Origin of the sequence: Acinetobacter pragensis (assembly GCF_001605895.1) — a bacterium.
GTDB classification, from domain to species: Bacteria; Pseudomonadota; Gammaproteobacteria; order Pseudomonadales; family Moraxellaceae; genus Acinetobacter; species Acinetobacter pragensis.
On the sequence record NZ_LUAW01000024.1, the window covers coordinates 36,735 to 56,324 of the forward strand.

The following is a 19,590-nucleotide window of genomic DNA, read 5'->3' on the forward strand; positions in this document are numbered from 1 at the left end:
CTTATTTTTGACTTGTTTGAGCATAGCATGCGGCATGAATCTATTCATGACAGGGCAGTCACAATTTGCTGCATGCCGGCCGCTGCTGCGCTCAAAAATGACGTGCTGCCGCGGCTCTGCTTTACTGTTCTAATTTATTCAGAATTTGCTGCGAAGCATGCCGCACTTGCGCAATCACGGTTTTGAGTTCATCTAAGCGGTTTAAAATTTCATGTACAAATGTTTCGTCCGCTTTTCGGCGTTCTTTGCGCAGAGTGGAGACAAACTGCTCAAAGCCGCCAGTAGCCTCTTGCAGTGCAGGAGCCCCGACATAGCGGGTGGCGCCGTACAGGCGGTGCAGCACATGCTCAAGCTGCGGATAATCTTCCAGTTCAATCAGCTGTTCGATTTCATGCAGTTCCTGTTCAAAACTGTCGTTCAGCATTTTCAGCAAATCAGTGGCTAAATCTTCTTTATTGGCCGCTAAATGCAGGCTTTGCTGCCAATCCAGAATTTTCGGGTCAAGCGCATCGATGACTGCTGTGCGTTCAAGCGCTGGAACTTTTTTGAAGCTCTCTGTGGTCCAATGGGTTAAAATCTGAATGATTTGATCCATTTGAATCGGCTTAGTGACATAATCATCCATGCCGACCTGCAGCAGCTTTTTCTTTTCATCTGACAGTGCATGCGCCGTCAGCGCAATAATCGGCAGGCGCTTATGATTTTCAAAAGTTGACTCCAGTGAACGGACGGCGCGTGTGGTATCTACACCCGACATCACCGGCATCTGAATATCCATGAAGACCAGATCAAAGCCCTTTAGCCCGTGTTCATAGCGCGATTGAATCACTTCAATGGCTTCCTGTCCGCTCAGCGCTTTGGTCGTGGTGACATTCAGCTCGGACAGCAACGCTTCAAGCACAATCAGGTTGGGCAGATGGTCATCCACGGCCAAAATATGCAGGCCTTGCCCGTTGAAGTCTTCATGCTCTTCTGCATCAAATAAAGGTTGATTGCCCAATAACTGAATCAGTGCGCTGCGGCTCAGCGGCTGATACAGCGGGCGCGCGCGGTATTCCGCCAGCATGTTGGGGTCGAGCAGCATTTGATAGCCGTAAACCGCCAAATTTCCGGTATAGCGGGTGCGGATTTCTTTCAGCATGGCCTCAGTATCGCCGCTGTGGTCGACAATCAGCCATGTATTTTCAGCATGCTTCAACTGATTTAAACGGCTGAACAAATCTAAAATGGACTGCGCTTCAATATGCTGTACGGCATAATTTTCTAAATAATGGCGCAGCACATTTGCGGTAGCCGGGTGGGCTAAATAAGACACCACCTGAATATTATCAAACTGCGGCAATGCCGTTTCTTCTTGATCTTCATCCACCGTAAACATGGCTGTGAACCAAAAGGTTGAACCTTTTTCGGTAGGTGCGCGCTCTTGATTGTCTTCAAAGCCAATTTGACCTTGCATCAGGCTGACCAGCTGTTTTGAAATGGCCAAGCCTAAGCCTGTGCCGCCAAATTGACGGGTCACTGACGCATCGCCTTGCGAGAAGGACTCAAACAGTTTTTTACGGTCTGTACCGCTCAGGCCAATGCCGCTGTCCTGAACGCTGAAATGCAGCAGGCATTGCCCAATGTCATCGTGTTCAATGCGCACGCGGACAATGATTTCACCGTCGGGTGTAAATTTGATGGCATTCGAAATCAGATTGGTCAAAATCTGCTTAAAGCGCAAAGCATCGCCAATGATGTGTTTCGGCACATTGTCCGCATAATAGAAAGTCATGTTGATGTGCTTTTGCGCCGCCAGCGGCGACAGCATGTCCATCACATCAAATATGGCTTCTTCTAAATCAAACGGGGCGGTTTCCAGCTCCAGTTTGCCGGCATCAATTTTGGAGAAATCCAGAACATCATTGATCAGCGCCAATAAATGCGCAGAAGATTTGCGGATGGTTTGCAGATACAGATTCTGTTCATTGCTGAGGTTGCCTTGACGCAGCAGCAAATGAATAAAGCCGTCAATACTGTTCAGCGGTGTGCGCAGCTCATGTGAAATATTGGCCAAAAATACTGATTTAGACTGGTTGGCATGAATCGCTTGGTCGCGCGCCTGACGGTAGGTGATGTTTTGAACTTCTAAGGTATCTAAAGTCCTGCGCAAGTCATCTTCAGTCTGTTCGGTGTGTTCCCGCAGTTCCAAAAAGCTGAAATGCAGGCGTTTGACCACATTGGCGATGTCGCGCTGAAGCAGCCGCAGTTCTCCGGTACTGTTGATAATCATGTGCTGATCTAAAGTGTCAGCATTCAGGCGCTGCAGCTGCATGCGGATTTCATACATCGGCGCAATCCAGCGCCGTGAATAAAAGTTCAAGCACAGCAAGAGCAGCAGCAAGGTGAGTAAACCTGTCGCGACCAACACAATCAGAACGCGGTAATGCGCAATTTCTAAGGGCTGATTATCCAGTTCAACCAGCAGCCAATAGGGCGTATTGGTTTCATCACTGATTTTTGATGCGTAAACATTGCTTTTATTAAATCGGATAGGGCCGATAAAGTTGGCTTTGGTGTTGATTGCGGGCCATGTTTCTTGTTCTTCTGGACCGATATTCAGCCGATTAATGCCTTTGCTGTCGATAATCGCTGCGCGGTTCAGATGCTTTTCGTTCAGCATGCTTTGCACGCTGGCGCGCGCCTGATCAAATTGCCACGGGGAATGCAGTAAAATATTCAGCGCATTTTCAGCTGTGGGCTGGTAGCGGGTTAAAATGGCGATCGCCATTTGACGCTGTTCCGCTTTGGCGGCATTCGAAGTTTCAGTCATTACCAAAGCTGCGCCGACACAAGCCAAAATCGTGATCGGCACAAAAATCAGTGCAATCAATTGTCCATAGGCATGGTTTAAGTGCAGGCGTTTAAAAAGCTTTTTGTTGATATTTGACATGATGCAAGCAGTTTATTCCTTATGCACCGCATATTAGCATGGATTATTTGAAACTGACTGCGCTTTAATCACTTTCGCGAAAAAGCCCGTTCAAATGGGTGCAGGAAAAGTCATTTTTTCATACAATAGGCGCACCTCGATATAGGTGCGAATAATGAGTAACACATCCACTGATTTTCAAGCAGACGAATTTTTGTTAGACCACTATGTAGGAAAAACTCCTTTGGTGCGTCTGCAGCGTCTGGCAAGTCACACTCAAGCAACAGTATTAGCCAAGCTGGAAGGCAATAACCCTGCAGGTTCTGTCAAAGACCGGCCAGCCTATAATATGATTATGCAGGCGGAAAAACGCGGGCAAATTAAACCGGGCGATACGTTGATTGAAGCGACAAGCGGAAATACAGGGATTGCTTTGGCCATGGTGGCAGCCATGCGCGGCTATCAGATGAAGCTGATTATGCCCGCCAGTTCAAGCCAAGAGCGTAAAGACGCGATGCGTGCTTATGGCGCAGAGCTGATTGAATCTTCCAGCATGGAAGAAGCCCGCGATATGGCGGCGCAAATGCAGCAGGATGGCGTGGGGCTGGTGCTGAATCAATTTGGCAACCCAGATAATTCAGAAGCGCATTATTTAACGACCGGGCCTGAAATTTGGCAGCAGACGGGCGGCAAAATCACTCATTTTGTCAGCTCTATGGGGACGACCGGCACCATCATGGGCATTTCAAAGTATTTGAAAGAACAAAACCCGGATGTGCAAATTGTCGGCCTGCAGCCGTCAGAAGGCTCGAATATTGCCGGTATCCGCCGCTGGCCGAAAGAATATCTGCCGACTATTTTTGATCCGTCGCGTGTAGACCGCATTATGGATATTCCGCAAATTGAAGCGGAAAAAACTGCACGCAAATTGGCGCGCACGGAAGGCATCAGCGCAGGAACATCTTCAGGCGGCGCAGTCTGGGCGTCTATTAAATTGGCAGAAGAAAATCCAGATGCGGTGATTGTCTGCATCGTGTGTGACCGCGGTGACCGCTATTTATCCACCGGCCTTTTTTCTGTGGTTGATCCGGAATAATTGAATTCTGACTAGCCTCAGGAAAGAGAGTACTTATGCGTTTACCTGTATTAACTTTTGATATCGAAACCTTGACCGATCTAAAATCGGGGGCGCATTTGTATGGCTTGGATTTGCCGGAAACAGATCTGGAAGCGGCATTGGCCAAATTGCGCCGTCAGGAATCCGGAACGGATTTTCAGCGCCTGCCTTTGCATGAAATTGTCTGCATTTCGGGATTATGGCTGGATGAAAACGGCATGCGGATGTTTTCTTTCAGCCGTGAACATTACAGCGAAGCCGAAATTTTAAGTAAATTCTTATCTATTTTTGATAAGCGCCATCCGACGCTAGTCAGTTGGAATGGTTCACAATTTGATTTGCCGGTTATCCTGTTCCGCGCCATGTATCATGGACTTTCTGCACCAAGTTTATTTGATCAGGGCGAGATTGATACGCAAAAGCGCTATAATAACTATCAGAACAGATATCACCACCGGCATGTCGATTTAATGGATGTGATGGCCATGTTTCATGGGCGGCATTTTTTAAAGCTGGATGACGCCGCGCATTTGCTGGGCTTTCCCGGCAAGCGCGGTGATGGCGCTTACCATGTGCCTGAATATGTCCGCACGCAGCAGTGGCAGGCTTTGACCAGCTACTGTGAAGGCGATGTGCTGAATACTTGGCTGATTTACCTGCGCTGGCTGCTGCTCAAAGGCCAGCTGCAATTGATAGATCATCAGCATCTGGTGCAAAGCACGATTCAGTATCTGCAGACTCTGCCGCAGCATGCTGAATTTTTATCGGTCTGGCGTGAAAGTTCACAGCAGACTGAATTCACTCAATTTGATTTTCCATCTCCCACACATTAGGTCAGCATGAAACATAAAGCCAAGCCCGCAAAAGCCCAGCAGCCCAGTTATATTTTTAAGGTTGAGTCGCTTTCACATGAGGGGCGAGGCATTGCGCATTACGGGTCGCATCCTGACCATCCGCTCGAAAAGCACGGCAAAAAAGTATTTATCCGCTATGCCTTGCCGGGCGAAACCGTCTGCGCGCGCATTACCCATACAGCAAAACGCTTAGAAGAAGCTGACAGCATTGAGCTGCTGAGCGCTGCCTCTGAAATGCGGACTGAGCCGGCCTGTCCGCATTTTGGCGTATGCGGCGGCTGCAATATGCAGCATATTCATGCCGATGAGCAAATCCGCTTAAAGCAGGATGTGCTGAAGTCGCATTTATCCCATTTTGCAGGCTTGGAACCAGAAGAATGGCTGGCGCCTTTACGTTCTTCACGTGAAGATTACCGCCGTAAAGCGCGCATTGGCGTGCGCTATTTGCCGCAAAAAGACAAATTGATTGTCGGATTTCGTGAAAATTCAAGTAATCAGCTGACCTCAATTGACCGCTGTTTGGTGCTGGACCAAAAATTTGGCCCTATCACGGATTTAAAACAGTTAATCCAAAGTCTAAAAGGCAAAGGGGCTGTCGGTCATATAGAATTGGCGATGGGTGATCAGGATGTTGCCTTGGTAATCCGCCAGACAGAAAAATTATGTGACGCAGATGTCAACCAATTACAGCAGTTTGCGTTACAGAAAGGCTGGCAATTGTATTTGCAGCCTGCGGGGCCTGACAGTTTAGTCCGCGCCGATGGCCAGAGTTCAGACATGCGCCTGCATTACCGTTTGGATGAATTTAATGTCGATTTTGCCTTTAATCCATTGGATTTTACGCAGGTGAATTCAACAATAAATCCGCAAATGGTCAAGCTGGCATGTGAATTGCTTCAATTGAAGCAAGGTGAACGGGTTTTGGATTTATTTTGCGGATTAGGAAATTTCTCTCTTCCGCTCGCGCGCTGTGTTGGTGCGCAAGGCGAAGTCATTGCGGTAGAAGGCAGTGAGGAAATGGTTCAGCGCGGTGCGGAAAATGCTGCAAACAACGGCATCGGCTGGCTGCGCTTCTATTCACAAGATTTAACAAAAGACTTTTCGCATCATTCTTGGGCAAAAGAGGGTTTTGATGCATTATTGATTGATCCTCCGCGTTCAGGCGCAGAAGAAATTATGCATTATGTGCCCAAATTTGGTGCAAAAAGAATAGTCTATGTTTCATGTAATCCAGCAACTTTGGCTCGAGATGCTGGAATATTGGCGCAGCAAGGCTATCTGCTGAAAAAAGCTGGCGTGATGGATATGTTTACGCATACCGGTCATGTCGAATCGATTGCATTGTTCGAACAAGATAATAAGCCGAATGATTGTAAGTTATAATGAAGAGTAAAAAAGTAGGAGTAGGGTATGGTCACAGTGCGTGAACAGCTCCCGGGGCGTTTAAATGAACTGTCTCAGGAAGCGACTGTAGAACATGCCGATCAAGCATTGCATGATTTGGCGGAATGGCTGGATCGTGTGCGCGGCTTACTGGGGGTACCCCTCAAGCAGCTTGAAGAAGTTGCGCGTTTAACCTTGCAAAGAGAGTTAGACTCTACGGTCAACCACCGTTCCAATACCTTTTATACCGGTATTGAAATGGCGGATATTTTGGCGCATCTGCATGTCGATGAAGATACGCTGTCCGCTGCAATGCTTTACCGCTCTGTGCGCGAAGGCGTCATGCCTTTAGACGAAGTGCTGACAAAATTCGGAGAACAAGTGCACAGCTTGGTCAAAGGCACTTTGGCGATGGGTAAGCTTTCTGAGCTGATTGAACAGAATAAACGCTTAGAAGATCACTTTAATAATAATCAGCGTGAGCACCTGAGCGGCATTTATAAAATGCTGATTTCGGTTACTGAAGATGTCCGGGTTGTACTGATTAAGCTGGCGGAGCGGACGTATGCCCTGCGTGAACTGACGCAGGCATCCCGGGAGCGTCAAGAGCGTGTTGCCCGTGAAATTCTAACCATTTATTCGCCATTGGCGCACCGTTTAGGGATTGCGCAGCTGAAATGGGAGCTGGAAGATTTAGCGTTCCGCTACTTGGCGCCAGAACGCTATAAAGAAATTGCATCTCTGCTGAATGAAAAACGTTTAGAGCGTGAGCAGTATATTCAGTTTGTGATTGATAAATTGCGCACTGAGCTGGCTGAGCACGGCATTGAAGCTGAAATTAACGGCAGGGTGAAGCATATTTATTCGATTTATCGAAAAATGAAAAGCAAAAACCTGAGCTTTGATCAGCTGTATGATATCCGCGCAGTCCGTGTGCTGGTCAAATCTGTTCCTGAATGCTATCACTCCTTAGGCATTGTGCATCAAATTTGGCGCCATATTCCGCATCAATTTGATGACTATATTACCAATCCGAAAGCCAATGGATACCGTTCACTGCATACTGCCGTGATTGCGGAAAATAAATCATTGGAAGTTCAGATCCGTACCAAAGCGATGCATGAAGAAGCAGAGCTGGGGGTATGTTCGCACTTCAATTATAAAGAAGGCGGCAAGCAGACCGATCAGTCATTCAATCACCGCTTGCATTCGTTGCGCGCCGTACTTGAACACTATCAAGAGCGCAATGACGCCAGCGCGCATAAAGATGATGAATCTGAAGAGAATTTTGAGCAAATTCAAGATTTTGAAGGTTTTGAAAAAATTTATGTGTTCAGCCGGGACGGAGATATTAAAGAACTGCCACGCGGTTCTACGGTATTGGACTTTGCTTATCACGTGCATACCGAAGTCGGAAACAAGTGTTATGCAGCGCGGGTCAATCAGCGTTATGTGCCTCTGACCTATACCTTAAAAACAGGTGAACAAGTTGAGATTTTAACCAAGAAAGACCGTGAGCCAAACCGTGATTGGCTGGTCAATTCTTTGGGTTATATTAAAACTTCGCGTGCGCGTGACAAGCTGCGCCACTGGTTCAGGCAGCAAGACCGCAGCAAAAACCTGGAAGTGGGCCGTGAAATTCTGAATAAAGAACTGTCGCGCTTGGCCATTCATCCAAAAAGCATTGATTTGAATGATTACTGCAATCACTTCAATGTGAAAACGGGTGAAGATATTCTGATCAGTCTGGTCAGCGGTGATGTCAGCCTGCATTCATTAATGAATCAGGTGAACCGCCATATGCATCTGGATCAGGATGAACCTGAACTGGTGTTGAAACCTGCATTGAATCCGCGCGCCAGCCATACACTGTCTGCGCACGGCATTTTAATTGACGGCCTGGATAATGTGGAACTGCATGTTGCTCAGTGCTGTCAGCCTGTCCATGGTGAGTCGATTGCTGGGTATATTACTTTAAACCGCGGGGTGAGTATTCATAAGGTAGCATGTCCAGATTATGTGCGCATGATTACGCAGGAACCGGAACGCGCTGTTGAAGCCGATTGGGAAATGCAGCCGACTCGGGGTCAAAGCGTGCAGATTGTGGTGGAAGCTTATGACCGCCGCGGCTTGCTGAAAGATCTGACTCAAGTGATTTTCTCCGATCAGATCAATATCCGGCAGGTCAATACCATCTCAGAAGCTGACGGTATCGCCAATATGAAACTGCTGATTGAAGTGAAAGGTTTGGCGCAGCTGTCGCGTTTGCTGGCCCGTTTAGAGCAGCAGCCGGGAATCATCAGTGCGCGCCGCTTGATTCAAGGCAGTTGATAAAAGTTCTGTATTAAAAAGCCTGCGGAATGCAGGCTTTTTATCCTTTAGATTCTGCAGTAACGAAGTCTTAAATAAACCTAAATATATGATATTAAGAAAGTTCAACTTATTTTTTGTAAAAAAAATATCGCCGGTGCTATAATTCGCAAAAATATGACACTCGAATTGAAAAGGGTAAGGAAATACTGCGCATGGTGCTAATGAATGTGTCTCGGCTGACGATTAGCCGGGCAGATAGCGTATTTCCTGCTTTAGAGCACATTCCGCCGATGCAGCGCCGCCGCTTGTCTCAATTGGCGAAGCTGGCGTTGAATAGCGCTATGCAGGCGCTGGACGGGGCTCAAGCTGACTATATTGTATGGGTGTCACAATATGGCGATGAGTCGAAAACCCTAAAAATATTAGAAGATGTGCTGAATGATCAAACGCCGTCGCCGACTCAATTCTCGACTTCAGTACACAATGCGGTTTCCGGCTTATATTCTATTTTATGCCAGGATGCCGCGCCAGCCACCAGTTTGGCGGGTTCATGGCGTGATGGATTGATTGAAGCCTATGCTTGGTTGAAAACAAACCCGGAAGCCCGTCAGGTTCTGCTGGTGTATTACGATGAGGCGTTGCCTGAAATCTATATTGAGCATCAGCCATTTCCCGTTTTTGCAATGGCGGCTTTGGTGTCATTAACGCCGGCAAATTTAGCATTCCAGCCGGGCAGTTCTGATACTGAAACAGCATATTTTAAACAGGCTTTAAACTTTTACGACTTTTGGCAGCATGACAGCCAAAGTGAATGCGGCGCGTGGACCAAATGCTGAAATTCAATGACCTTAAGAAAAAAGCCAACTATGCATGGCGCGTAGGGGCAACCGGATTCAGCTTTGCCAGTTTTGGCGTGGGCGGTGTGGCCATCGGCGGTTTAATTGCGCCTTTGGTCCGGCTGAGTACCCAAGCCCCCGCACTGCGCACACAGCGTACGCAAAAAATCATTAAGCACAGCTTTAAAGGCTTTACCGAAATGATGGTGAAACTGGGCATTATGACCTATGAGGTCGAAGGCTTGGATAAGCTGCAGCGCAGCCATCAGGAATTGGTCATTGCCAACCATCCGACGCTGATTGACGTGGTGGTTTTAATTGGTTTAATGGAACAGGCGAATTGTGTTGTGAAGCAGGCGCTGTGGTCAAATCCATTCACCAAAGGCCCGGTGCAAAGTGCAGGCTATATTTTAAATGCCGGCTCTGAACAGTTTATTCAGGACTGCGTGCATAAACTGCAGCAGGACAAAGCGGCGTCATTGCTGATTTTTCCTGAAGGCACGCGTACAGCCAAAGATGCGCAGCTGAATGAATTTCAGCGCGGCGCAGCCAATATTGCGCTGCGTGCGGGTGTGCCGATACGGCCTGTACTGATTACATGTACACCATCTACACTGACAAAAAATGAAAAGTGGTATCACATTCCAGAACAGCCGTTTCATATTCAAGTGAAAGTGCTGGATGCGGTTCGAGTGGAAGACGTATTGGAGGATGTTACAGTCAATCCAAAAAATGTACGTCTGTTAAATCAACAATTACAGCGGTTTTTTAACCAAGAGTTATCCTTAAAATGAGCAATCTTGCTGATGAATTAAAGCAAATGATTATTGATGTGCTTGCCCTTGAAGACATTAGTATTGACGATATCGACACAGACGCGCCTTTATTCGGCGACGGTCTAGGTTTGGATTCAATTGATGCTTTGGAATTAGGTTTGGCATTAAAGAAGCGCTACGGCATTCATTTGAATGCAGAGTCAGCAGAAACCAAAGAACATTTTAAGTCAATTCAAAGCTTGGTGGCTTTGGTTGAAGCACAGAAAACAGCATAAGAGGTTGCTATGCTTGCACAAGAAACTGTTTTAGAAAAATTGCGTGAATGGATGGACGAGCTGTTTGAAATTGCGCCTGAAGATGTTCAGCTGGAATCAAATTTAGCTTCTGACTTGGATGTGGACAGTATTGATGCGATTGATTTGGTCGTGAAAATTAAAGAACTCACCGGCAAGCAGGTCAATCCTGAAGACTTTAAAAATGTCCGTACCGTTCAGGATGTGGTTGCTGTTATTCAGAATATGTCTGCTGAATGAACGCGGTTTTAAAAGGGATAGCCGTCATCGGATTGATGCTCTATCCCTTTTTTGTCGGATACGGTTTAATGCATGGCCAATTTGTTTGGGTCAGCGCGTTATTGATTGCCTTGGGCGTGATCCGGCTGTTCAGTAAAGGCAATGCTTTGCTGTGGCCGCTGACCGGTTTTGCCATACTCTGCGGCGGCCTGAGCCTGATTTTAAAAGACCATGCCTGGCTGAAACTGTATCCGGTATTTATGAATATCGGCGCTTTGATTATTTTTACAATGACTTTAGTTAAACCGCCCTCCATGATTGAGCGTTTTGCTCGTTTGGCAGAGCCAGATTTGCCGCCGGAAGGGGTAGCATGGACGCGTCAAGTGACTAAAGTCTGGTGCGGTTTTTTTTGTGTAAATGCAGCCATCGCGCTGATGACGGTTTTTTTTGCCCCAATGAAAATTTGGGTGCTGTATAACGGTTTTATTGCATATGTGCTGATGGGAATTCTGCTGCTGGGCGAGTTTCTGCTGCGCAAGCGCCAGCAGCGGCTGCATCAGATGCAAAAATAGCTGTTTTAATACAACATTTACTCCAGATATTAGAAATACGGTTTAGAAACAAATTTTATGTCTTGTCATTTTCAGCACCATTTAAATTCTTCGCGCACACTGTGCATTCATGCGGATTTGCACCTGATCACTTTTCAGGATTTTTGGCGCGATGCTGCTGAACAGGCGGTGCAGATCAGCCAGCTGAATGAACCGGTTTGGGCGCTGTGGGAACAAGACAGTTATGAGTTTTTAGTGCTGCTGTTTGCCGCACTGCAGGCCGGCAAGCAAGTGCTGCTGCCGCCGAACCGTGTCAGCGATTTAGAAAATGAGCTGTCCGGACAGAAAATTTATTTTCTAAAGCGTTTGCCGCTGACCGCAGATACCCCTCAAAGTGCATTCACTTTTGATGATGCATTTTTAAGCCAAGCGCAGGTGTATTTTTATACCTCGGGTTCTACAGGGCAGCCGAAAAAAATTCCGCGCACACTGCAGCAGCTGTTTAATGAAGTTTGCGGTTTGGACTCCAGCTTTGCTTTGCCTGAGCAAGCCGTGGCGATTGCAACGGTCAGTCATCAGCATATTTATGGTTTACTGTTTAAATTGCTGTGGCCTTTGGCCAGCGGGCGCAGTTTCTATCAAAGCCAAGTGGCTTTTCCTGAAGATGCCGCCGATATTCAAAAAAAGATTGCACATTTGAATGTGCCGAATTATGTGATTTCCAGTCCAGCTTTGTTAAAGCGGTGGACGAAAGATGTGGTCCTGCAGGATTGCATAACCGTGTATTCCTCTGGCGGCAAGCTGGATTCAGGCGTTCGCCCATTTCTGAATAGGCCAATTACCGAAGTGTTCGGCAGCTCTGAAACTGGCGGCATTGCCTACCGTCAGGCAGATGAGGCATTGTGGATGCCTTTTGCCAATGTCGATATTCAGACCGCAGCGCAGCAGGAATTGGCAGTGAAAACCAATCATGCGTTCAGCAATGAATGGATTCTGACGGGCGATAAAATTGAGTTGATCGAGGCGGGAAATCCAAAGAGCCTATTTCGCTTGCTGGGCCGCTTAGACCGCATTATCAAGCTGGAAGAAAAGCGCCTGAGCCTTGATGCAGTAGAAGCCAAAATTGCCGAGCTGGATGCTGTGCAGCAGTGCCATGCGCTGGTGTATGAAAAAGATCACCGTCAAATTTTAGCGGCGGTTGCCGTGCTGAGCGATGAGGCGCGTCTGGATTTACAGCAAAAAGGCAAAGCTGCATTTACGGCAGAGCTGAAAAAGCGCTTAGCCGAAAAACTGGAAAGCATTGCCATTCCGCGCCAGTGGCGTTTCTTAACGCAAATGCCGCAAAATTCCCAATCAAAATTGAATCAACAGTATTTAAAATCCTTATTTCAACCGATGCATTTGCCCGTGGTTTTGGCGCAGCAGCGCCAAGAAGAGCAGATCGCTTACCGATTGGAGTTCACTCCTGAGCTGGCGTGCTTTCAAGGGCATTTTCCGAATTTTCCTATTTATCCCGGTGTTGGCCAAATCGGTTTTATTCAGTATTTTGCCAAGCAGCATTGGACGGATTTACTGTGGTGCAATGGCTTTGAGCAGCTGAAATTCCAAGATTTAATTCGGCCTTATCAATGTGCAGATTTGTCCTTAAGCCGTAAGGCGCATAAAGTGAGTTTTGAGCTGAAAAATCAAGGGAAGACCGTGGCCTCTGGGCGTTTATTGTTTAACGTGTCGGATGCTTAAGATGAGAGCAAGAGAATGAAACACTGTGTTGTAATTCCAGTCTATAACCATCCGCACTATTTGGAAGCGCTGGTGGCGCATCTGAATGCTTTCAATTTGCCTATTATTCTTGTGAATGACGGCAGTGATGCGGCCTGTACGGCCTTGATTCATCAGCTGGCGGCTCATGATCCGCTGGTGGATTTGGTTGAGCATGCACAGAATCAAGGCAAGGGGCAGGCTGTGATGACAGGGCTGCAGCATGCCTTCAAGCAAGGCTATAGCCATGCGCTGCAGCTGGATTCTGACGGCCAGCATGACTGGAATGATGTGCAGCGTTTTTTAGATGCCTCTCAGAAACATCCTGACGCCATGATTATTGGCCAGCCAGTGTTTGATGCATCCGTGCCGAAAAAGCGCCTGTATGGGCGCTACGCCACGCATATTTGGGTCTGGATCAACAGCCTATCATTTGAAATTAAAGACAGTATGTGCGGTTTTCGGATCTATCCGCTGGAGCAAACGGTCAAAGTGCTGAATAGCGCTAAATTTCAGCCGCGCATGGGTTTTGATTCGGAAATTCTGGTGCGTCTGAAATGGGACAATGTGCCTTTTGTGAATGTGCCGACGCGGGTGATTTATCCTGAAAACGGCATTTCACACTTCAATGTTTGGCGGGATAATTTGGGGATGGCGCGCGCACACAGCCGCTTATTGGGCGGCATGCTGCTGCGCTTGCCTAAGCTGCTGTATCAGAAAGTGAAGAACTAAGCGTGTCAGAAAAAAATATGCCCAAATGGAGCGCCATGAAAGAGCGTGGCGGCATGCTGCCGCTGATGCTGATGCTCGGCTTTTACCGTTTGGGTGGACGCTGGCTGTGCAGGCTGGTGCTGTATTTTGTGATTTTATGGTATTGGCTGTTTTCCAATACTGTACGTCAGGCATCACTGCTGTATCTCAAAAAACTGCATCATTTTGCAGGAACAGATTCACCCTTTGAGTCTGAACCGCATATGGGCCAGACCTATACGCATCTCATGCAATTTGGTGAATGCATTTTGGATAAGGTGGAAGGCTGGCTGGGCAATGTTGCCGAGCAGGAACTGCAATTGCATGGTCATGAGCATTTCCGCGAGCATTATCAAAAAGGCGCAGTGATTGTGGTGTCGCATTTTGGCAACATTGAGCTGCTGCGCGCGGTGAAGTCTGAGCATGCGCAAAAAATCAATGTGCTGGTGTATCAAAAGCATGCCACTAAATTCAATGCATTTCTAAAAAAGCTGAATGCGCATGCCGATGTGAATTTGGTTTCAGTGGATGAATTAGGGATTGAGACTGCATTAATTCTGCAGGATAAGCTGGATCAGGGCGAATGGGTGATTGTGGCGGCAGACCGTGTGCCAGTGCAGTCTGGCCGCGTGCAGCCTGTAGAATTCTTAGGAGAACAGGCGCTGTGGCCGCAAGGCGCATGGATTCTTGCCAGCTTATTGAAAGCGCCCGTGCTGGCTGTGTTTTGCTATCGGATGCAGGATCATTTTGAAGTGCATATTCATCAGGTTGCCGAGCAGCTGAACTGGCCGCGCAAAACGCGCATGCAGGCCATGCAGCAGACGACTCGGCAATATGTGCAATTGCTGGAACAGCACTGCATGCGCGCGCCGTATCAGTGGTTTAATTTTTATAATTTTTGGAATAAAGGATAAGTCTTGTGTTAACGATTGGGGAAACACCGCTCAGCATTGAAGACGTTATAGCTGTCGCGCGCAAAGAAAAATCAGTGGCTTTGCCGGCTTCCGCAGAATGGCAGGCATTGATCCAGCGCGGTGCCGATTTTCTTGATCAGCTGCTGCAAGACGAAGGCGTGATTTATGGCGTGACCACCGGCTATGGCGATTCCTGTCTGGTAGAAATTCCGCCGCATCAAGTCAATGAGCTGCCGCTGCATTTGTCGCGTTTTCATGGCTGCGGCATGGGGCAGAATCTGGATTTAATTACCGCACGCGCAGTGGTTGCGGTACGTTTATGCTCGCTGGCGCGCGGTTATTCGGGCGTCTCGCATGCTTTGCTGCAGCGTTTGGCGTGGATGCTGAATGAAGATGTGATTCCAGTCATTCCATCGGAAGGCTCGGTCGGCGCCAGCGGTGATTTAACCCCATTGTCCTATATTGCCGGCGCGCTGGTGGGTGAGCGCGATGTGTATTACCAAGGCAAGATTGTACCGATTGCCGAAGTGTATGCAGAAAAAGGCATGCAGCCTTTGGTGATGCGTCCCAAAGAAGGCTTGGCGCTGATGAACGGTACAGCAGTCATGACCGCCATCGCCTGCCTGAACTATAAAAAAGCAGAACAGATTTCCCTGACCAGCACCATGGTGACGGCATTGAATGTCTTGGCGCTGCAAGGCAACCCGAGCCATTTTGATGAAGTGCTGTTTGCGCAAAAACCGCATGCGGGGCAGCAGCAAATTGCGGCGCAATTGCGTGTTTGGCTGAACAGTGAAGTGCAGACGGCGCATCAAAGTTCGCGCCTGCAGGACCGCTATTCGCTGCGCTGTGCGCCGCATATTATTGGCGTGTTTGAAGATTCAAAAGTGTGGCTGCGCCAGTTTATTGAAAATGAACTGAACTCCAGCAATGACAATCCGCTGATTGACCCTGTGAATTTGCGTGTGCTGCATGGCGGGCATTTTTATGGCGGCCATATTGCGCAAGCCATGGACAGCCTGAAAATCATGATTGCCAATATCGCAGACTTGATGGACCGCCAGCTGGCGCAATTGGTGGACTACAAAATGAATAACGGCCTGCCGCGCAATTTGACCGGTTCAAGCCCAGAGCGCCTGCCGTTAAATCATGGCTTTAAAGCCGTACAGATCGGAGTTTCTGCTTGGACTGCAGAAGCGCTGAAACAGACCTTATCGGCATCAATTTTTTCCCGTTCAACAGAATGCCATAATCAGGACAAAGTCAGCATGGGCACTATTGCCGCCCGCGATGCCAGCCGCGTGATTATTTTAACCGAACAGGTCATGGCGGCGCTCAGCTGCGCAGCGGTTCAGGCGGTCAAGCTTAAAGGCGCGGATACAGAACTCAGTCCTGTATTAACAGCATTTAAACACTGGGTGCTTCAGAGCTTCAACTATGTAGAGGAAGATCGCCCTTTACAGAACGAACTGCAGGCGCTGGTCAACCGGTTTGAAAATTTAGAACTTTTAAACAGCATTGCTGTATAAGCACAGGATATTGCCATGCATGCAGATGTCATCATTGACGTGCCTTTTCATGATGTGGATACCATGAACGTGGTCTGGCACGGACATTATTTAAAATACTTTGAGATTGCGCGCTGCAAGCTGCTGGATCAATTTCACTATAACTATACGCAAATGCGCGATTCCGGCTATGCATGGCCGGTGATTGAAAGCCATGTCCGCTATGTGCAGGGCATTGAATTCGAGCAAAAAATCCGTGTTCGGGCTATTTTGAAAGAGTGGGAAAACCGCCTGAAAATAGAGTATCAAATTTTTGATGCCTTATCCGGCAGAAGGCTGACCAAGGGCTACACCACGCAAGTAGCGGTGCAGATTTCAACACGTGAAATGTGCTTTCAGTCACCTCAGGTTCTGTTTGACTGCCTGAATGCATGGCCTGAATTTAAAGCGGAGTAGAATATGATTCTTCAGCACTATCGATCTTTTATGCTTTGTGTCACTTGCTCAGCCGCAATGTTCACGCCGGCAGTTCATGCGCAAAATGCAGAATTGAAGCAGATTTTCAGCCAGCTGGGCGCAGTGCCCATGGTTCGTGCCCATTTTGAACAGCAGAAAAAATTAGCTTCTTTGAATAAGACTTATGTGTCGAAAGGCGAAGTGCTGTTCAGCAAGAATCTAGGCGTGCTGTGGCAGATTCAAAGCCCTGTCAAAGCGGATTTAGTGGTCACACCGCGCAAGCTGGTGCAGAAAACCCAGCGAACGTCCAGCCAAATTGAAGTGGATAAAACGCCGTATGGCTCTGTAGCGACGATGTTTTTGCAGCTGATGTCTGGCAATGAAGCCGCGCTGGCGAAAAATTTTAATGTGGTTTCTGCTAACTATAGCCCGGCGCAGTGGAATGTTGTGCTGACGCCGAAAAGCAGCCTGTTTAAAAAACTGTTTGTCCGTGTCGATGCACAGGGGCAGCGTTATGTAGAGCGCATCGCTATTCAGGAAAAAGCCAATAACAGCACGGTCATCCGTTTCAGCCAGCAAAGCACCCAACCTCAATCTTTAACGGCGGCGGAAAATGCGCTTTTCCAATTGGCAAAATAAATTTACCGCCATTTGGCTGGCTTTTCTTTGCATCATTGCTGTGGTTTTAGGCGCGGCATGGCTGCATAAAGATATTCACATTCAGACCAACATTTTTGCGCTGCTGCCGGAAGCGCATCAGAATGCCGATCTTGAGCGCGCGCAGCAATACGTCAGCGATCAGCTGAATGACAAAGTTTTTGTGGTGCTGGATGCCAAAAATGATCAGCAGTTAGCACGGGCTACAGCTGCGCTGAAAATACAGGCGGATCAGAGCGATTTATTTCAGCCTGTACAGCCGCAGCTGGATTACGACAAATTTTCCCAAGCGCTGTATCAGCACAAAGCTGGACTGCTGGCGGAAAATGACCGGACGCTGCTGGCGCAGCAGGACTATGCGGCCTTGAGCGAGCAGAGCCTGCTGCAGCTGATGAGCCCCGGCATGCCGGTAACTGCAGATCTGCTGCAGCAGGACCCTTTGCTGCTGTTCCCGCGCTACGCCATGGGCTTAAGCGCGCTGCAGGGCAGCTCGGATATCAATCTTGAGCAAGGCTTTGCCACCATTCGAGATGATCAAGGCATTTCCCGTTTGATGGTGCTGCAGCTGAAAAGCAGTCCATACAATATTGAATATCAGGAACAGACGGCCGCCTTTATTCAGCAGATGAATCAGCAGTTCAGCCAGCTGCAGGTCAAGCCGCACTGGACTGGGACACTGCTGTTCGCGCAATTCGGCACCAACTCGGCTAAGGAAGAAATATCCACCATCGGTGTGGGTTCAACCCTCGGCATTTTGCTGCTGGTTTGGTTTGGCTTCCGCTCTGTCCGCCCGATGCTGACTGAAATGGTCGCGGTCGGTACCGGCAGTTTGGTGGCCTTTGCCGTGACCTACTGGATTTTTGGCGAAATCCATTTGATGACGCTGGTATTTGGCGCCAGCCTGATTGGCGTCTGCGTCGATTTCTCCTTTTACTTTATGGCGATGCAGTCGCAGCATCGGCATTTGGACGGATTTGCTGTCCTTAAGCCGCTGCTGCCCAGCCTGTTTGTCGGGTTGATGACGACCTTGCTGGCCTATGTGGTGCTGAGCTTTACGCCCTTTCCCGGCTTTAGGCAGATTGCTGTGTTTTCGATGGTCGGCCTGAGCGCAGCGTGGATCACCAGTATTTTATTGCTGCCGCGTCTGCCGGCATTGAATGCTGAACCCGCGATACGGACGTTAAGCTTCATAGGCAAAGCGCGCCATTATGTACAGGCGCGTAAGCCTTTGCGCTATGCCATGATGACAGCAATTTTACTGGTCACAGGCAGCAGCTTATTGTTTCTGAAAAGCAATGATGACATTCGTAATCTGCAAAGCATGGATCAATCCTTAAAGCAGGAAGATCAATATGTACGCTCCCGTTTTATGCAGCAGCAGGGCAGTGACTATTTTGTCGTGCGCGGCCAAACTCCGGCCGAATTACAGCGCAATGAACAGCAGCTGCTGACGCAGCTTTCTGTTTTGCAGCAAAATGGCAAGCTGGATGGCGTTCAGGCTTTAGGCCAATGGCTGCCGCCGGTACAGCAGCAAAAGCAGGATATTGCAATGCTGCAGGCCATACCTCAGACAGCATTAACCGAATATGCAAACGCCCTGCAGCTGCATCCAGCGGATGTGCTGCGTTGGCAAGCCAGCTTAAAAGATCAGCCTGTACTGACGGATGCGCTGTTTAAGCATCATCCCTTAAGCTTTTTGCAAATGAGCCCAACCGAACGTCTGGTGATGCTGCAGAATGTGCATGATGTGAATGCAGTACAGCAGCTCAGCCATGCCAATGCGCAGCTGCTGCGCCCCGTGAATCAGCTCTCTGAACTGTTTAAGCAGCATCGGGAACATGCGCAGCGCCTCTTGATCATTGCTTTGGTCATTTTAGCCATTGGCTTAGGCCTGATGTATGGGAAAAAATCCATCTTCCCGCTGGTGCTGCCGGTTAGCATGGCGCTGATGACGGCCTTTGCGATTCAGGTATGGCTGGGTGTCGAGATTAATCTGTTCAGCATCATGGGCACTTTTCTGATTATCGGAATTGGGGTGGACTATGCGATTTTTTACCGTCACGGGCATGATCATCCGCAAGTGGTCGGCATGGCGCTGTTCCTGTGCATGATGTCGACATTTTTCGGATTTGGCTTACTGTCATTCAGCCATACTTACGCCATACACAGCTTTGGCTTAACCGTGCTGCTGGGCGTCATTTTTTCATTTATTTACGCCACACTGTTTACATCCTCTGATGCAAAGCATGCTGTGGTTCAGCAATATCAGCCAAAGCGCTGAAGAAGAAGGTACA

The 19,590-nt window shown here is 48.3% G+C and carries 16 protein-coding genes and 1 pseudogene; 16 read left to right on the plus strand and 1 reads right to left on the minus strand.

Going from position 1 to position 19,590, the window contains the following annotated elements:
• Positions 1-121: 121 nt before the first annotated feature.
• Positions 122-2,932 carry a GacS-like sensor histidine kinase gene (locus AZH43_RS11380; protein WP_067669766.1) on the minus strand — a complete coding sequence of 937 codons (2,811 nt, stop codon included), beginning with the start codon at positions 2,930-2,932 and terminating at the stop codon, positions 122-124.
• Between the two features lie 154 nt (positions 2,933-3,086).
• On the opposite strand from AZH43_RS11380, the gene cysM reads away from it, so the two are divergent.
• The 16 genes and pseudogenes from cysM to AZH43_RS11460 all read left to right on the plus strand — a co-directional run bounded on the left by cysM (position 3,087) and on the right by AZH43_RS11460 (position 19,577).
• Positions 3,087-4,007, plus strand: coding sequence for a cysteine synthase CysM (gene cysM, locus AZH43_RS11385; protein ID WP_067669777.1), 921 nt, complete (start codon positions 3,087-3,089; stop codon positions 4,005-4,007).
• Between the two features lie 35 nt (positions 4,008-4,042).
• Positions 4,043-4,861, plus strand: coding sequence for a 3'-5' exonuclease (locus AZH43_RS11390; RefSeq protein ID WP_067669779.1), 819 nt, complete (start codon positions 4,043-4,045; stop codon positions 4,859-4,861).
• A gap of 6 nt (positions 4,862-4,867) precedes the next feature.
• The gene (rlmD, locus tag AZH43_RS11395; RefSeq protein ID WP_067669781.1) at positions 4,868-6,265 is read left to right on the plus strand and encodes a 23S rRNA (uracil(1939)-C(5))-methyltransferase RlmD; all 1,398 of its coding nucleotides are present in this window, start codon (positions 4,868-4,870) and stop codon (positions 6,263-6,265) included.
• A gap of 27 nt (positions 6,266-6,292) precedes the next feature.
• The gene (locus tag AZH43_RS11400) at positions 6,293-8,596 is read left to right on the plus strand and encodes a RelA/SpoT family protein (RefSeq protein ID WP_067669783.1); all 2,304 of its coding nucleotides are present in this window, start codon (positions 6,293-6,295) and stop codon (positions 8,594-8,596) included.
• 194 nt (positions 8,597-8,790) lie between these two features.
• The gene (locus AZH43_RS11405; protein WP_067669785.1) at positions 8,791-9,414 is read left to right on the plus strand and encodes a beta-ketoacyl synthase chain length factor; all 624 of its coding nucleotides are present in this window, start codon (positions 8,791-8,793) and stop codon (positions 9,412-9,414) included.
• A pseudogene (locus AZH43_RS11410) lies at positions 9,408-10,221 on the plus strand (lysophospholipid acyltransferase family protein). Before AZH43_RS11405 ends, AZH43_RS11410 begins: the two are co-directional and overlap by 7 nt.
• Entirely contained in the window at positions 10,205-10,465 is a 261-nt protein-coding gene (locus AZH43_RS11415; RefSeq protein ID WP_067669789.1) for a phosphopantetheine-binding protein, read from the plus strand. The pseudogene AZH43_RS11410 and the gene AZH43_RS11415 overlap by 17 nt, the downstream one beginning before the upstream one ends.
• Positions 10,466-10,474: 9 nt before the next feature.
• Complete coding sequence (locus AZH43_RS11420; protein ID WP_067669791.1) at positions 10,475-10,723, plus strand: acyl carrier protein; 249 nt, start codon at positions 10,475-10,477, stop codon at positions 10,721-10,723.
• Positions 10,720-11,274, plus strand: a complete 555-nt coding sequence (locus tag AZH43_RS11425) for a COG4648 family protein (protein ID WP_067669793.1) — start codon at positions 10,720-10,722, stop codon at positions 11,272-11,274. The genes AZH43_RS11420 and AZH43_RS11425 overlap by 4 nt, the downstream gene beginning before the upstream one ends.
• A gap of 57 nt (positions 11,275-11,331) precedes the next feature.
• A complete protein-coding gene (locus AZH43_RS11430; RefSeq protein ID WP_067669795.1) occupies positions 11,332-12,993 on the plus strand; it encodes an AMP-binding protein in 1,662 nt (553 codons plus the stop codon).
• Between the two features lie 15 nt (positions 12,994-13,008).
• Positions 13,009-13,743, plus strand: coding sequence for a glycosyltransferase family 2 protein (locus AZH43_RS11435; protein ID WP_067669797.1), 735 nt, complete (start codon positions 13,009-13,011; stop codon positions 13,741-13,743).
• A gap of 17 nt (positions 13,744-13,760) precedes the next feature.
• On the plus strand, positions 13,761-14,675 hold the full coding sequence (locus AZH43_RS11440) for an LpxL/LpxP family acyltransferase (RefSeq protein WP_067669852.1): 915 nt from the start codon (positions 13,761-13,763) through the stop codon (positions 14,673-14,675).
• Positions 14,676-14,680: 5 nt separating this feature from the next.
• Positions 14,681-16,204, plus strand: a complete 1,524-nt coding sequence (locus tag AZH43_RS11445; protein ID WP_067669799.1) for an HAL/PAL/TAL family ammonia-lyase — start codon at positions 14,681-14,683, stop codon at positions 16,202-16,204.
• A gap of 15 nt (positions 16,205-16,219) precedes the next feature.
• Positions 16,220-16,639 (plus strand): acyl-CoA thioesterase, encoded by a 420-nt coding sequence (locus AZH43_RS11450; protein ID WP_067669801.1) that lies wholly within the window; start codon positions 16,220-16,222, stop codon positions 16,637-16,639.
• Between the two features lie 57 nt (positions 16,640-16,696).
• On the plus strand, positions 16,697-17,278 hold the full coding sequence (locus AZH43_RS11455) for a LolA family protein (protein ID WP_406564623.1): 582 nt from the start codon (positions 16,697-16,699) through the stop codon (positions 17,276-17,278).
• Positions 17,253-19,577: an MMPL family transporter gene (locus tag AZH43_RS11460; protein WP_067669803.1), complete on the plus strand. Its 2,325-nt coding sequence runs from the start codon at positions 17,253-17,255 to the stop codon at positions 19,575-19,577. Before AZH43_RS11455 ends, AZH43_RS11460 begins: the two co-directional genes overlap by 26 nt.
• The last annotated feature ends 13 nt before the right edge of the window (positions 19,578-19,590 follow it).

Coding starts and splice junctions, on each gene's coding strand:
- AZH43_RS11380 (WP_067669766.1), bottom strand. CDS start 2,932: ATGTCAAATATCAACAAAAAGCTTTTTAAACGCCTGCACTTAAACCAT.
- cysM (WP_067669777.1), top strand. CDS start 3,087: ATGAGTAACACATCCACTGATTTTCAAGCAGACGAATTTTTGTTAGAC.
- AZH43_RS11390 (WP_067669779.1), top strand. CDS start 4,043: ATGCGTTTACCTGTATTAACTTTTGATATCGAAACCTTGACCGATCTA.
- rlmD (WP_067669781.1), top strand. CDS start 4,868: ATGAAACATAAAGCCAAGCCCGCAAAAGCCCAGCAGCCCAGTTATATT.
- AZH43_RS11400 (WP_067669783.1), top strand. CDS start 6,293: ATGGTCACAGTGCGTGAACAGCTCCCGGGGCGTTTAAATGAACTGTCT.
- AZH43_RS11405 (WP_067669785.1), top strand. CDS start 8,791: ATGGTGCTAATGAATGTGTCTCGGCTGACGATTAGCCGGGCAGATAGC.
- AZH43_RS11415 (WP_067669789.1), top strand. CDS start 10,205: ATGAGCAATCTTGCTGATGAATTAAAGCAAATGATTATTGATGTGCTT.
- AZH43_RS11420 (WP_067669791.1), top strand. CDS start 10,475: ATGCTTGCACAAGAAACTGTTTTAGAAAAATTGCGTGAATGGATGGAC.
- AZH43_RS11425 (WP_067669793.1), top strand. CDS start 10,720: ATGAACGCGGTTTTAAAAGGGATAGCCGTCATCGGATTGATGCTCTAT.
- AZH43_RS11430 (WP_067669795.1), top strand. CDS start 11,332: ATGTCTTGTCATTTTCAGCACCATTTAAATTCTTCGCGCACACTGTGC.
- AZH43_RS11435 (WP_067669797.1), top strand. CDS start 13,009: ATGAAACACTGTGTTGTAATTCCAGTCTATAACCATCCGCACTATTTG.
- AZH43_RS11440 (WP_067669852.1), top strand. CDS start 13,761: ATGCCCAAATGGAGCGCCATGAAAGAGCGTGGCGGCATGCTGCCGCTG.
- AZH43_RS11450 (WP_067669801.1), top strand. CDS start 16,220: ATGCATGCAGATGTCATCATTGACGTGCCTTTTCATGATGTGGATACC.
- AZH43_RS11455 (WP_406564623.1), top strand. CDS start 16,697: ATGTTCACGCCGGCAGTTCATGCGCAAAATGCAGAATTGAAGCAGATT.
- AZH43_RS11460 (WP_067669803.1), top strand. CDS start 17,253: ATGCGCTTTTCCAATTGGCAAAATAAATTTACCGCCATTTGGCTGGCT.